The organism is Alteromonas abrolhosensis (assembly GCF_001953635.1).
GTDB classification, from domain to species: Bacteria; Pseudomonadota; Gammaproteobacteria; order Enterobacterales; family Alteromonadaceae; genus Alteromonas; species Alteromonas abrolhosensis.
The window spans coordinates 1-15298 of record NZ_MEJH01000011.1; the positions used below are offsets into that span (position 1 = coordinate 1).

Below are 15298 nucleotides of genomic sequence, written 5' to 3' on the forward strand. Positions count from 1 at the left end.
GCCAGCGTTCAATCTGAGCCATGATCAAACTCTTCAATTAAATATATCGAAATATGAATCGTCGTTGTGACACTCTTAACGAGTGCCCACACAGATTGTCTTGTCTAAATTTTTAAAGAACATTCACCAAAAGCCGTTGCTTCTTAGTGACTCACCCTGTTCGAGTGAGGTGCGCATTATACGCTGGAAGTTTTCGTTGTCAACACTTTTTGAAAATTTATTTTCTGAAGCGTTTCTTCTAAACTCCCGTCTTTACTGGCCTATAAAGGTAGTAGAGACTTACTTCAGGAGGCTTGCTGTTTTGCTTTTCCCCCGAAGCGGATGCGCATTTTAGGGAAATGAGCGCTCACGTCAACACTTATTTTGAAAAAGTTGAAAAAACTGAACTAACCGTCCATTTTTCGTTCAAATGTGATAATTAGTAGACAATATGGACTAATTACTAATAGGATAGGAATTCAGATCCTATAAAGTAGTAGTTCTTAAAGTAGTATTTGATCCTGCCGTTATTATATTAATGCTTAATATCAGATATAGATATTCAAGCTTGCGTAAGGGAATGCGTATAAGAATGTATATAAGCGTAATCAATTCACGCTTTGCGTTCTTTGTAAGTGCATTAATACTGGTAGTGTCAGAAATTGACTACGCAATAATTATAAAGGTGGGTTTATGTTTAAAACTCTTACACTGTTGTCAGTGGCATTACTAACTACCCAGGTTAGTTATTCAGCATTGGCACAAGACGCTTCTTCAGATGAAGCCATTCAGCCCCCTGTTTCAACGAGTGTTGAAGTCGTTGACGATTCAAACCATTTCCAAACTGCTTTTTTACGACGCCAGGTCGATCAGACAATGTCTGTTGGCAGAGCAATCAGTTCAATTGCTGGTCATTATCCGCAAGAGATAGTGTCTATTGTAGATATTGCGTTAGATACTTACCCTGACAAATACAGGGAAATTATTTTTGCTGCTATTTCTGCGCAACCCGCTTCTACTGAAGAGATTGTACAGCTAGCTATTAAGAAAGAAGTAAGTAGCTGCCCTAACATTGTTCAGTTAGCGATAAAAGCAGAGCCTACTTATGTCGACTTTGTTGTACACGCTGCTGCGGTATCAACACCAGAAGAGCTAGACGAGATTGTACGCGTTGCTGTCCTTACTCAACCGGACGCGGCAGACAGTATCGTTCAGACATTGTCGCAAGAACATCCAAACAAGATTGTCGATATCATGACAAGTGCATTGAACGCTGTACCTTTTGTTGGTGAGTATGTGGTGGATGCGCTTTTGGCCGTGTTTCCTAACGAAGCGGAAACGGTAGTTGAAACAGCAGTAAGAGAGTCGGCGCAGCAGCGTGAACAAGTCATGCGTATTTTAAATACTGCGCAACACGCGGGTGTGTCTCAGGACAAGTTAAAAGAATACGCGATGTCAGCTGGACTAAGCGAAGAAGACTTTAATAGCGCATTGGGCAATTAATTACTTTTAGACTGATTTATAAAACGGCGTATTGATTTGTTCAATACGCCGTTTTTTTATTGCTTTATGATTTTCTACAAAGGTTATCAGCTTTCTAACGACTGACTCCAAGCAAGTGATCAGACGCACACCACACCTAGACTGATATGTTCAATGAAAGTTAATTGTTGAATGAGTACAACATGGCGGCTTCTTTATAAAGGGTTAGCTCTGCCTTCAATAAATCTACTCTCGCCTTTATTTCTTTTATCTGTGCCTTAATTTCATTTTGAGCACGTGCGTTCAATACAAACATGTCACTGTCACCCGCATCGAAGCGTGTTTTCTCGACCTTAGAAAGAGTTTTCGCTAACGCCGCATTTTCACTTTGCAGTTCAACAATGTCTTTCGCCTGCTCCCAGTAAACTAGAGCTTGTTCAAAGCGCTGAGCTATGGCCTGCTCAGTTGAGCTTAACTTGTGTTCCAGCTCTCTTTGTTTTGATTGCAGTTGGGCTTGTTCAGCTTTTGCCTTTCTGTTTCCTAACGGGTAAGAAAATGACAAACCCACTTTTGTTTCTGTTCCCTCTAAATTCGACGGACCAGAACCTATATCTCTTGCAACCGAGGCATTTAAATCTAATTTGGGCAATAACGCGTTACTTGCTAATGCAGCCTTATTCTTTACCACCTGCTGCTCTAATTTCATAACATCAAGCTCAGGGTGACTGCGAAGAGCATTTCGAAGGGTCATTAATTGACCGTTTCCAACCCAGAAAGGCCAATTAATATCGTTAGGTGGGTTTACCTGATCTAAAGCCAGCATATCGCCTTGGGGTGAGCGCCAGTAAAAAGAAAGCATCTGGGCATGGGCGTCTCGTTTTTGTTTGAGTTCTGCGAGTAAAAGGCGCTGCTGCAAAATGTTGGCTTTAAATTCGGTTAATACCACATTCGCAAGGTCGCCTTTCTCTACACGCGTTACCAACGCTTTTTCACGTTCCGCGGCTGTATTTAGCAGTTCTGTGACAGCTTTAACCTGTAATGCACTTTCGTACCACGCGATATATTCGCTAACGCCTTTATAAACAAAGTCATTGATTAAGCTGGTTGCTAACGCCTGCCATTGTGAAGTGGCTAACCCAGCATTAGCCAATTCTGTTCTGCGCTTATCCAACTCTCTGTTTTTAAGCAGCGAAATAGCGATGCCGACACTCGCCTCGCCACCAGACAATGTTTCGTAGTCGGCTTCGTACACAGGAAAATCACCGTCTGATATACGATACTCGGTGTAAACCGAGCCGTTAAAGTCTTCGAACGGATTGGAAAAGCGCTGCGTTAAATTAGTACCATCGTAATATCCACTGACGCGGCTACTAGTTTTCTGCTCTATGAACGGATCAAAGCTACTTCTTGCTATTTCAAGTTCGGCTGCAGCTTGATAATTTCCCTCATTGATTGCCAATACGTAAGGGTGATAATTCACCATACTTTGTATTAGAGCATCGATTGATGGTGCTTGCCTGGATGCTTCACCTTGCGTAGCCGCGACTGACACGTTAACGCTAGCAAACACAGCCGTTGCTATTAGCGATTTTATCATCGTTCGCACTACCATATTGACGCTCCAGAACCTTTGGCTCCGCCAGTAGTAGGCTCTTGCGTGGGTAGCGGCGGGAAGTTATTTAACTGTCGCCACATTTCATAACCTAAACGTACCTCTTCCAATAACACCCATGCTTTTACTCGGCTTCCTAATCGCGCAGAGCTCTCCGCCGGCCACGGAATATCTGACTCGTCTGGTTTTATCCAAACGTTAAAGTCGCCTGTAGCATTCGCCACAGGTTCTACGTAAACCACTTCACCACCGAAGGTACCTATTGCACTGCCAGGCCACCCGCTAAATTGGAAAACCGGCCAACCATCAAACTGCAAGCGCGCTTTTGCGCCTGGCTTAACCAGCGGAGCATCTAACCCTCTTACGGTAACACGTACACTACGCTTCGCATCTGCTGGAATAAACTGCCCAAGAATATCTCCCGATTTTACGAAGGTAGAAACACCTCCAGAGAGCAATCGAACAACGGTTCCATCAACGGGAGCGTACTTAGTTTGCGTAGACTGACGAGATAAGATCATGCTTACTTCATTAATTTCTGATACTGAGGCTGCAGCTTTTGCTCTTAGCTCCTGTACTTTAATTTCAGCTTGCTCAACTTCCTTTCGGGAAACCAACCCCTGTTCTTGTAGCGACTTTTGGCGCGCCAAATTGTTTTCGGCATTTCTTACTGCTGTTTCGTTCGCTTGATTTTTCAAGTTGGCTGCTGAGAGTTGAGAACGCAACTTCTCAAGGCGCTGCGCATCAATATCAATTAGGGTAACAATAGGCTCTCCCGCTTTTACTTGCTGCCCTTCCCTTACATGCCATTGCTTAACCTGTCCATCAACCAATGCGTTAATTGGCTGAGTTCTATCTTTAGGGTCAAGAGAGTCAACCATGCCTGTTCCGTAGGCAGTTTGGATCCAAGGGGTAAAATACAAAATTAGCCCAGCAGCTAACACTAAGAAAATAATAATGCCAGTAATAACACGATGAAGTTTGGGCACGTTCAAAGAAGGCAATGAAGTTATGTTGTCTAAAAAGCGACGTTCTGCGTTATTCACTTACTCACCCTCCTTATTATTTGTTGAAGCCGTACTGCTAGCACCTTCTTTGCAAGAAGATATTGGTGACTCACCGTTTGAATATTCATTTAGCATAGCCGTTGCGTTGTCATGGAGATGTAAGACACCTTCAAAACAATCTGGTAAGGGCATATTGGTAAAATACATTACGGTAAAATCATGCTTGCTTAAGCGCCTTAATAGCCGAGCTCGTAGCTCTACTGGGATAGCGTCGAAATGCTGATTTAATATTAATAGTTTAGGTTTACCGATGATTGCAGCGGCAAGTTTAAGCAATAAGAACTCTAACGGCTGCAACGGCGCGCCCAACACCGACACTTTTGTCTGTAACCCTTCTGGTAAGCTATCAATGACTTTCGTCATTTCAACTTCCTCAAGGGCCGCGCGGATATCAGCAATGGTCGCCTGTGGGTGCGCTAACTTTAAATAGCGCTCTACAGATACTTCAATAATGAGTGAGCGGTCGAGAATGGTAACGGCTTGTCTTAGTTCGTGTGTGTCATAATCGTTAAGACTGAGCTCGCCCAACAAAATGTCGCCAGTTTTTACGCGATCGTATTGCTTTAACAACCCTAAAAGTTGCTTCTGTACCCAACTTTTATCCGTTGTAACAAAGTACTTGGTACCTGGCTCGAAGATCACGTTGAGGTTGCATGTATCATTACCATGTTTCAGCTCTACGTCGTTAAACACCAACTTTGACGACGCAGGAATTTGCTCTGAGCTATTAAGCTCTTCTTGCGGCATAGCTAGCGCACCGCCCAGCTTTTCAGCAGCACCATAAAGTTCATAGTAAAGTTTAAGGTATTGGGTAAAACGGGAAAGCCCAAAGAAAACGGCAGACATAACAAGCTCAGCAGCCACCAGTTGACCAATCGAAAGCTCGCCTTGTACAACCAGAACACCACCAATGCCAAGGAGCGACGCGCTCGCTACGGCATACATCAATAAGAACATTACCACCTGCGAAAACGTGTAATGGAAATGGCTTTTGTGCTTTTGCACATAGTTGCTGATATACCCTTCGGTGCTACGACCCGCGTATTCAACGTGGTCGGCCGACTTAAAGAACTCGTGGGCAATTGCAATATCGTGTAACCATTTTGCCGACTCATATTTCGCGTTAGACAGTTCTATGGCCGTGCGCTTGGCACCACGCCCCCAAATTTTCCATACTGCATACATGGTAAGTAAAAGCACCATGTTAAAAGCGAAAAGCGCTGGGTGATAAAATGACACCAAAGTGAAACCCACCAGCATCTGTAATACCAATGCGAAGCCATCTATCATCAAGGAAGGCATGTTCTTTTGAAAAGTCATAATGTCGAAATAACGCTGAGTAATACTAACGTTTTGGCGACCTTCAAAGAAACTATGGGGCGCAAGAATGGTTTTTAGCCCTAAGTCAGCAGTAAGCCTGGCATACACTTTACGCTCGTAGAACTCCATTACTCGCATACGCAGTGCGCTGAATACACCCGATATAAATAATGTAAGAAACAGAATAACGGCAAGAATGATAACCGCGCGGGTAGAGCCGATATTAGCGATACTATTAATTAACGTTTGTACCGCAATAGGCACCGCAAGTGTCATTAAACTAATTGCTACGCCATAGGCGATAGCAACCCAAAAAAAGCCAGCCTCGGGTTTTAGTAACGAAAATAAGGTTTTTCGCGTTTTACGTAAATCAATTGGTTTAGCCATAGTTATGTCTTCAATATACCGCTAGCTTATAAATCAGTGACGCGCTGCTTTATAACAATAAAAGCAACGCCAAATAGTGTATTGCAATAGTTAGTCAGAATAAATCTGTTATATTCTTAATAGTTCATCGAAAAAAATGGGGTCAGAGTACATTTTCTGTCTTCTCATATCTTGACCAATCAAAATCTAGTAACAGTATGCATCATCTAAACTACCATCATTTATACTATTTTTATCTTGTTGCTCGTGAAGGTAGCATCGCTAAAGCTGCTAAGTTACTTCACGTTACCCCTCAAACCGTGAGCGGGCAACTAAGCACCTTTGAAACTCAACTGGGCTACTCCCTCTTCGACAGAATAAACAAACGCTTATACTTAAACGCGAGGGGTAAAGTAAGTTACCAGTATGCCAGCGAAATATTTCACAAAGGTAATCAACTAGCTGAAATACTTAACAATAGCGATGAAGTGAATACGAAAGAATTCGTGATAGGTATTACAAATGGCATTCCAAAGGTCTTATTTTATGACTTTGTTCACTCCACAATGCGCAAATTTTCACAGGTAAGATACGTTATTAAAGAAGACAGCTTTGACGGCTTATTAAAAGAACTCGCCATTAACGCAATCGACTTTATCGTGGCAGACAGGGGGATAGCTCCTGGTACACAAATTAGTGCCAATAGCTTTTTCTTGGGTGAAAGTTCACTCAGCTTCTTTGCCAAAGCACCGCTTAATGAAAGTCAAACCTTCCCTGAGTGTTTAAATCAAATGCCCTTACTTATTCAGGGTAATACTTCAGGAATACGGCAAGCACTTACAAGCTGGCTTGAAACCGAACAGCTTTATCCAAAAATCGTGGCCGAATTCGATGATACAGCTTTACTGAAACTATTTGGCAGCGAAGACTTCGGCGTTTTCTGCGCACCATCCGCAATTTCAAAGCACGTGGAAGAGCAATACGGTGTGTACTGTATTGGTAACGCAAGTACTTTAAATGAGAGATACTATGCCATTACTGGCAAGAGTAGAGCTGACTACACCATCAGTGAAGCAATTGTAGAAGCCGCTCGTGAAATTTTAGCGTAGTGCACTAAATGGCGGGGTCAGAGTACATTTTCTGCCCCCACTTAGTTTAAGCAGCAACACCATCATCTACATCTTGTGCATAAAAACTTAGCGTAAGAATTTTCTCTAACACAAAGCGCAAGGCGTCGTTAATCGGCATAAGCTTTTCGCCCAGTTCATAGTCTAACTGAGCAAGTTTTTGTCTGCCTTCTGCAATCATAGGCGGCTTTGTCGAGGTAATTTCAATCTCACTGTTTGCAGCAATATCATCAATCACTGGCTGTTCAGAGACATCAAAGCGCTGTGGCTGTATAGCAATTAGCGCTGCCGCGTACTTTTCTGGTGCAGCTTGCTTAATTGGTTTGCACACCGAAAGTGTGGCTTCGCCAGATTTTGTTTTATAACCTGCGGCGCCAAACATGCGGCAAATACCAGGCCGGTACTCGTAAATTCCGCAGTAGCCCTCTGTACCGTCCAAACTTATGCGTTCGTATTGCTTGCAAGCGAAGCCGCTGTAGTTGTCTAGTTCATCGAACGCCTGTTCAGCTTGCCCGGTATCAAAAAGGTGCAGCGCAAAAGGCAGCATTTCTAATGGCGACACTTCGATGTCAGGTTTATTGCAACATGCACCACATTTCTCAACACAGTTTAATGATTGACTGGATTGGTATGCGCTGAATTCTTGGGAAAGAGATTGGTAAACATCCATCACTTGGCTGGACAGCTCACGCAGCCTATTCATAACGACTCCGCTAATAAAAGCAAACTAAAACAAATACATGTTCATGCTGGCGTAATGTAATAGGTAGCATGAACTCAACATTCTGCTTACTGGGTTTAAGAACCAGTTGGACAGATCGCATTGGGAGCGGAAATGTACTCTGACCCCAATATTTTAAAGCATGCTTCTTCCCCGCCGGGTGTGAATAAGCGTGAGGCTTAATGGCAGGGGTTGAATTGTTGCGGATTTTATTTTGAAATTAGGGGATTGGGAAGTTTTTTGTACTGAAATTCACTAACTTATTTGATATTAAAATCAGGATGAATATAGAAATATAAGAGCGTAGCGAGCCATTTCAATCTGGCTCGCTACCTTTACACATTAAAGAGTAAGTGATTGAGAAGAGTAACTAATCGACACTGGTGTACTTTCGTTATTTCCCATACCACCTGATGCTGAAAATCTACCCCACTGCTCAGGATACAGTGTTTCTAAATCAAGCTTCTTGTAGAAATTTAATCGTGGCAATATGAAGTCGGCATATGGGTTTTGCTCATCCCAATACAAAATGAAATTTTCGATAACCATCATACGCCCGTCTTCGGTTTCCCCCAATACGTGCCACTGACGTTTTCTTCTAAGCATCCAGTCATCACCACCAATCTGCCCTTCGATGATTACAACATTATCTACAACCGCCCATTGCCAATTGTATGTGTCATAGTCAGTCGTGAACGATGCTTCTTCTTCGTCACTGTTAGGATAGATTCTTCCTGCTGTACCATCTTGTAAGAAATAATAGCCGAAAACATCGTTGTAAAGTGGTAACCCGTCTGGTCCGTCATGATCGAAAATGTGAGACAGCCACGCAACAGGGAGCTCACTAACTAGCTGTGTTGTATCTACAGTGCCTCGAACCTTATGCATATCTACTGAGTACTTTACAGTATTACCTTCATCAGCAAATTCCAGTAACGCCAAAAGATAATCATTGTGCTCTTTGAAAGGACTAAGTTTGAAAGTGGTGTCTCCATATTGAAACTGCAGTGCACCTTCGTCAACGGTCCACATTCCAGTCTCACCTGTTACCAACGTTTCGTAGGTACCGTTTGCATTGAAGGTAAAACTATCAGCAATCATGCCATGACCAGTAATCGTACCGCTCTCATCAAACGGATGGTCTACAGTCAAAACATCTTGAATATTTAGAACCCAAGGACTATTTGTTACGTCCTCGTTGGTCAGTTGAATGTAGCTGCCGTTGTGATAAGACATCTCACCTGTTTCGGTTAAAGACGCTTCAAAAGTCTGCGTGTAGCCTCCTGAAGCAGCAGTCAGAGATAGATTATAAGTATTCACCTCTGATGCAAAAGCGTTACTGTCGTTGACTGCAACAAGACTAACTTCTGAACTAACTATTCGTCGGGTTAGCTGCCACTGATCAACAAAACCTATACTCTCGAGTTCAAGTAACTCTGCTTGTGTGTCCTCGTCAAAATGTGCGAGAAGCTCATCTGAAAGGAAAGGATATGTCACAGTTCCAGTAGCATCAGGAAAAGTCAGTTTAATTTTGCCGTTTTCAATTTCCCAACTGAAGGCATCTACAATATTGTTTGCAGATCTATTTGATGACGTTAAAACGCCATTGCCTTCAGGGTTGAACGTTAATACTTTTTCCCCTTTGACCGCCTGAAAATTTCCTCCGTCATAAATAACAAACTCGCTGCCTGCGACGTCCGCGTTGGTATAGGAAATTTTTAATGTCTCATCTTCTAGGGTTTCTGCTCGAGCGGTATTAACTGCCTCTATGTAAGACTCAGAGAAGGAACCGTCCTCTTCTATTAAGCCCAAACCATCTAAATATTCCCTGATACTACCAAGTACATCGTCTTCACTTTGCGTAAAGAAAGTTAGAGTATTAACACCATCATCAAGTGGGAAATCTTCATTATCAGCCAAAAGTTTTATGAAACTTGCCAAACCAATCACTTCGTCAAAATCGACTTGAGTCGCGAATACGTTGAAGTTCTCGTCTCCTCCTTCTGCGAGGTATTGATCATAAAGCACAGCTTTGGCGGTACTGATGTGGGTAATTTTACTGTCAGGTAAAAGTTCATCGGTCAACTCTGAAGTTTGATTCTCAGACGCAACAGACAATAAATCAGTGAAATCTCCTACGCGAGACATCAAACTAACATGGCTTTGAGCCTCTACCCCCATGGCGTTCAGTACAAGATTACCCGGATCAGCACTAACTTTTATTGGTAGAGAGTACTCTCCCGACGCGTCTGCAGTTACAGTTGCTAAAACTTCACCATCGTTATTCGTAGCTGTTACTGTACTATTAGACAAAGGCGCATCTGTTGCTATTCCCGCAATAGTAATTTGCTGTTCATTTGTAATAGTTACGGACGAACTAACCGTTCTTTCTCCGTCTGTTACGTCGTAAGAAAAGGTAATTTCTCCCATAGCTTGAGCTGTCGGCGAATAAACTAATGCATTATCAACAATTGTGACGTCACCAGTGCTTGGCGTACCTACAGCTGAAATAGTTAACGTGTCACCGTCTGGATCAGAATCATTCGCTAAAACATCAATTGTGATGCTTTCACCATTAAGGGTTGAAGCTGTGTCAGCTGTGAGAACGGGAGATTCATTAAGATCGGGAGTTTCATTTTTGTTGTCAGAACCGCCACACGCGGCAAGGAAGGTTGCACTTACTATAAGCGCAATTAGGCTTTTTTTCATTTTTAATGTCCCTATTTTTTATTGAATTTTTTGCGACTTTATTAAAGATTTTTTTCTACCTTAAATCAATGCTCCGCTCATTTGTAGTTAGACTTTTGGATAAACCGCCCAACTAAAGGTTTAATGTCTTAGACTTGTTCATCTAGCGATACCGACCTCTAGCACCAATACTAGAACTATGAGAATCAACTTTTTCTTCTGCATTTTCGAAAGAGAAGACAACGTTGATAAGTACTTCAGTTGCCCAGCTAAAATAGCGCCACTAAAGCATTCGCACGTTTAAATATCTAAATAACTTAGTATACTGAGCCGAGAAAAAGCATACCAAAATCAAGGAACGCTAATGAAGCCAGTTATTCTTGCAGGCGGTACTGGAAGCCGCTTATGGCCAAAGTCTCGCGCCGCTTTACCAAAACAGTTTCTATCTCTTACTTCTAATAAGACGATGATTCAAGATACTGTGCTAAGACTTAATGGCATAGAGTCTCTGCCCCCATCTATTATCTGCAATGAGGAACACCGCTTTCTAGTTGCAGAGCAAATGCGCCAAATAAATGTGGTCAATAGCGATATTCTTTTAGAGCCTGTTGGGCGTAATACTGCTCCGGCCATTGCGCTTGCGGCATTCCAAGCGTGCGAAGATGGAGATGACCCAGTTCTTCTAGTGTTAGCTGCAGACCATTTGATAAAAGATAGCAATACATTCCGTACAAAAATAAAAGAAGCACAGGCTTTAGCTGAGCAGGGCAAGCTTGTCACATTCGGCATTGTTCCCACGCAGCCTCATACTGGCTATGGCTATATAAAAGCTGGAAGTAAGCTAAATATTGGCTTTGATGTAAGTGAGTTTGTTGAGAAACCAGACATGCCAACCGCAGCCAAATACGTTAGTTCTGGCGAGTATTTTTGGAACAGCGGCATGTTTATGTTTAAAGCCAGTGTATTTCTTAGAGCGCTAGAGACACACGCGCCAGATATATATTCAGTATGTGAAAAGGCGATTGAAAAGACGGAAAAGGATCTCGACTTTGTTCGAATAGACAAGGACATCTTTTCTTCCTGCCCCAGTGATTCCATCGACTATGCAGTAATGGAGAAAACTTCCGAAGCCGCAATGGTAACGCTAGACGCTGGTTGGTCAGATGTAGGAAGCTGGTCATCTCTTTGGGAAACGGGAGAGAAAGACGCAAATGGCAATGTGTCTGTCGGAGATACATTATTAGAGGGTACTACTAACAGCTATGTGAACGCCGAACACAGCCTAGTCGCCGTTATTGGTTTAGAAGATGTTGTTGTAGTTGAAACCAAAGATGCCGTTATGGTGGCGAATAAAAAGGATGCTGAACACATTAAGACGGTGGTGAACCGACTAAAAGCAGAAAAGCGCCCTGAATTTGAGTTCCACCGCGAAGTTTTCAGGCCTTGGGGCAGTTACGACTCAATAGACAACGGTGAACGTTTCAAAGTTAAGCGTATTACCGTAAAGCCCGGTGAAAAATTATCGGTTCAAATGCACCATCACAGAGCTGAGCATTGGGTAGTAGTATCTGGAACCGCTAACGTCACAATAGGTGAAGAAACGCAGATGCTCACAGAAAACGAGTCAGTTTATATTCCTATTGGTGCGGTACATGCCTTAGAGAACCCTGGGAAAATTCCACTAGAGCTAATTGAAGTGCAATCAGGCGCCTACCTAGGAGAGGATGACATTGTTCGCTTTTCTGACAGGTATGGACGGTCTGATAAATAATATCAATCACTAAAAACGAACAAAGGCCAGATTATAAATCTGGCCTTTTGTATTTTATGGGGGAGAAAAGTACTCTGACCCCATAGTTGAATTTAGTCTGCGTTGAAAAGATCGCGGCTATAGACCTTATCTAACACATCTTCGATATCATTTGTTACGCGGTTAGCTACGATGACATCGGAAATTTTCTTGAACTCTTCTAAATCATTTACGACGCGAGAACGGAAAAACTCTTCTTCTTTAAGTACCGGCTCGTAAACTACCACTTCGATACCTTTTGCTTTGATACGCTTCATAATGCCCTGAATAGCACTTGCGCGGAAGTTGTCTGAACCTGACTTCATTATGAGGCGATAGATACCCACAATTTTAGGCTGGCGGCTAACAATTGAATCAGCAATGAAGTCTTTACGCGTACGGTTCGCATCAACAATTGCCTGAATCATGTTATTAGGCACTTCACTGTAGTTAGCAAGTAATTGCTTAGTATCTTTAGGTAAGCAATAACCACCATAACCAAAGCTTGGGTTGTTGTAATGATTACCAATACGTGGGTCTAGACCGACACCTTCGATGATTTGTTTAGTATCTAAGCCATTACGTTCTGCATAACTATCAAGCTCGTTAAAGTAAGCAACGCGCATTGCTAAGTATGTGTTAGCAAATAGCTTAATGGCTTCTGCTTCAGTACTGTCGGTAAATAAGATATCAATATTTTCCTTTATTGCACCTTGCTGTAAAAGCTTCGCGAAAACTTCTGCGCGCTCACTACGCTCCCCGACAATGATACGGCTTGGATGTAGGTTGTCATACAGTGCTTTACCTTCTCGCAAGAACTCCGGAGAAAAGATAATATTGTCAGAACCGAAGCGTGCTTTTGCGTCCTTTGTGAAACCTACAGGCACAGTAGACTTAATAATCATCACTGCATCAGGGTTTATTTCCATGACTGTTTTGATAACCGATTCTACACTACCCGTATTGAAGTAATTTGTTTGCGGGTCGTAGTCAGTTGGTGTAGCAATTACTACGTAGTCAGCATCTTTGTATGCTAGTTGCGCATCCAATGTAGCTTCAAGGTTCAATTCTTTTGTCGAAAGATATTCCGATATCTCTTTGTCTTCAATTGGAGACTTTTTGTTATTCAGCATCTCGACTTTTTCGGGAACCAAGTCGACAGCTTTCACTTCATTGTGCTGCGCAAGTAGCACCGCATTAGAAAGCCCTACATAGCCTGTTCCGGCAACCGCTATTTTAAGCTTCTGCATCGTACTATCCATTTAACTTTTCTCCAATTTTATACGATTTAATTTCTGCAACTAACTAATTAATTTTTGCATAACAATTTTAAACAAAAATGAAATACATTATTTTACGTAATTTTCGATTATCAACTAACTAGTATCGCTTCAAATCCACTATGCATAATATGCGCCGCTTATGAGTTACTAAGCTCATCGTTACTTTTTATTGAGAAGTTCTCTTTTTTAAGGGTCAAGTGTGGGCTATAAAAGGGGTCATTATTTATTACTCGAGACCATTTGGTTTGTAAATAGGTTAACTCTTTATTAAATCTAGCCGCCTTCTCTGGAGAAATATCTAACCCTCTGCTCACCGACTCGTGATGATATAGCTCTGCTTCTGCACAATAGATATTGTTAACACCTAGCTCCTTCACTCTTAAACAAAAGTCCACATCATTAAACGCAACAGACAAATCATTCTCGTTTAGCCCTGCCACAGCCTCAAAGTGCTCACGTTTTACCAACAAACAAGCTGCTGTAACAGCACTGAAATTATTGGTAGCCGCTATTCTCTTTAGATAGCCTGAATAGTGCCTAGGAAAATTTTTATGCGCGTGCCCAGCACCACCACCATACCCTAAAACTACTCCAGCATGTTGAATACGCGTATCAGAATAAAGCAGCTTTGCACCAACGCAGCCAACACTTTCACGCTGAACGTGCCCAACCATATAGGTTAACCATTCTGGTGTTATTACTTCAATGTCATTATTGATAAGGCCAATAACACTTCCTTTAGCGTGCTTTACGCCAAAATTATTTATTGCTGAATAGTTGAAAGGTTGTGGATATTTGAGCACAGAAACTTTCTCTAAACTATTCAGATACTCGAAGTAGGTTACACTCTCCTCTTCATCAGAGCCGTTATCTATAAGTAAGATTTCAAAGTTTTGGTAAGTTGTTTTCTCTAGAATAGATTCCACACAAGCTTGAACCAGGGCTCGTCCGTTCTTGGTAGGAATAATTAAACTAATAAACGGGTTTGTATTTTTCCAAAGCAAACGGTTTAACATATGCTGTTCGTCGAAAAAAACAGAAACATCGTAGTGCTTCTCTAGTTCTCTCCTAACAGTTTTCACGGCTCTTTCGTTATTTCCACATGGATGATTAACGTGCAGCAGGATGTTCGGAATGTGGCCTATGCTCAGGTTTGGGATTAAAAGAGTCGCTCGGGTGATAACTTCTGCTATGCTTGACTCAGCTGTTACTTCTACGGATTTAAGCAATGCTGTTTCGATCATCACACCACTATCAATGTAGGCTGTAGAAAAATGCAGCTCTGGGCTCCATTCAGGTAAAAACCGTGGATTTGACCTTTCCCCAAGCTCATTAACCAGATCGGTATCACAATACACCATATTGTGACCCTTTAATGCTTCTAACAACTCAATAATGGCAGTGGGCGATAAGGTATCACCATTGTTAAGTAGTAAGGTAGGCAGTGTATTGTCTAACTCGCCAAGAATCTCTGTACTAGTTGAGCCAACTTCTGAACCTAGCATCAATACTTTGTGTGCTCCAAGTGAAGTTAAGTTTGCTAACGTTTTATCACTGCACTCCCCACCAAAAATAACTGCTTGCCAGTCCAACTTTTTTGTAGATTTTTGTTTTGATGCCTTCACATCCCGCTTTAACCACTGGTTATATAATTGTTGAGTTTGCTTTGGCGTGGGGGCGTCGAAAAACAACCCTGACCGACGAACTGAGCTAATGTAGAAGCTAGTTAAGCGTTCATTTTGTTTAAGCTTATCTTTCAGAGTTTTAGGAATTAATTGAAGAGCGGCGCGAACAGACCGCATTGCTATTTTTTTCATGTAGACGATTTAGGCCTTAAAAATAAAGAAAGCCGCTTTATATAAAG

10 protein-coding genes are annotated in these 15298 nt (G+C 42.1%); 3 read left to right on the forward strand and 7 right to left on the reverse strand.

The window, feature by feature from the left end; all coding sequences use genetic code 11:
- Positions 1–672 precede the first annotated feature (672 nt).
- Positions 673–1482: a hypothetical protein gene (locus BGK61_RS15175; RefSeq protein ID WP_076011362.1), complete on the forward strand. Its 810-nt coding sequence runs from the start codon at positions 673–675 to the stop codon at positions 1480–1482.
- A 160-nt stretch (positions 1483–1642) separates the two neighbouring features.
- Here the strand turns inward: BGK61_RS15175 and BGK61_RS15180 are convergent, their stop codons facing one another.
- Genes BGK61_RS15180 through BGK61_RS15190 form a run of 3 tightly spaced genes read right to left on the reverse strand, consistent with a single transcriptional unit; the run spans position 1643 to position 5847 of the window.
- Complete coding sequence (locus tag BGK61_RS15180; protein ID WP_014999680.1) at positions 1643–3073, reverse strand: TolC family protein; 1431 nt, start codon at positions 3071–3073, stop codon at positions 1643–1645.
- Positions 3067–4119: an HlyD family secretion protein gene (locus BGK61_RS15185; protein WP_076011361.1), complete on the reverse strand. Its 1053-nt coding sequence runs from the start codon at positions 4117–4119 to the stop codon at positions 3067–3069. The genes BGK61_RS15180 and BGK61_RS15185 overlap by 7 nt, the downstream gene beginning before the upstream one ends.
- Positions 4120–5847, reverse strand: a complete 1728-nt coding sequence (locus tag BGK61_RS15190) for an ABC transporter transmembrane domain-containing protein (RefSeq protein WP_076011360.1) — start codon at positions 5845–5847, stop codon at positions 4120–4122.
- A gap of 197 nt (positions 5848–6044) precedes the next feature.
- Here BGK61_RS15190 and BGK61_RS15195 point away from each other — a divergent pair, with 197 nt between their 5' ends.
- Positions 6045–6935 carry a LysR family transcriptional regulator gene (locus tag BGK61_RS15195; protein WP_076011359.1) on the forward strand — a complete coding sequence of 297 codons (891 nt, stop codon included), beginning with the start codon at positions 6045–6047 and terminating at the stop codon, positions 6933–6935.
- A gap of 46 nt (positions 6936–6981) precedes the next feature.
- Here BGK61_RS15195 and BGK61_RS15200 read toward each other — a convergent pair whose 3' ends face one another.
- Together BGK61_RS15200 and BGK61_RS15205 are read right to left on the reverse strand one after the other, a co-directional pair.
- Complete coding sequence (locus BGK61_RS15200; RefSeq protein ID WP_076011358.1) at positions 6982–7656, reverse strand: YkgJ family cysteine cluster protein; 675 nt, start codon at positions 7654–7656, stop codon at positions 6982–6984.
- A 360-nt stretch (positions 7657–8016) separates the two neighbouring features.
- The gene (locus BGK61_RS15205; RefSeq protein ID WP_076011357.1) at positions 8017–10383 is read right to left on the reverse strand and encodes an Ig-like domain-containing protein; all 2367 of its coding nucleotides are present in this window, start codon (positions 10381–10383) and stop codon (positions 8017–8019) included.
- Positions 10384–10726: 343 nt separating this feature from the next.
- On the opposite strand from BGK61_RS15205, the gene BGK61_RS15210 reads away from it, so the two are divergent.
- Positions 10727–12133 carry a mannose-1-phosphate guanylyltransferase/mannose-6-phosphate isomerase gene (locus BGK61_RS15210; RefSeq protein WP_076011356.1) on the forward strand — a complete coding sequence of 469 codons (1407 nt, stop codon included), beginning with the start codon at positions 10727–10729 and terminating at the stop codon, positions 12131–12133.
- Positions 12134–12225: 92 nt separating this feature from the next.
- Here BGK61_RS15210 and BGK61_RS15215 read toward each other — a convergent pair whose 3' ends face one another.
- Positions 12226–13413, reverse strand: coding sequence for a nucleotide sugar dehydrogenase (locus BGK61_RS15215; RefSeq protein WP_076011355.1), 1188 nt, complete (start codon positions 13411–13413; stop codon positions 12226–12228).
- 158 nt (positions 13414–13571) lie between these two features.
- Positions 13572–15251 (reverse strand): glycosyltransferase family 2 protein, encoded by a 1680-nt coding sequence (locus tag BGK61_RS15220; RefSeq protein ID WP_076011354.1) that lies wholly within the window; start codon positions 15249–15251, stop codon positions 13572–13574.
- Between the last annotated feature and the right edge of the window lie 47 nt (positions 15252–15298).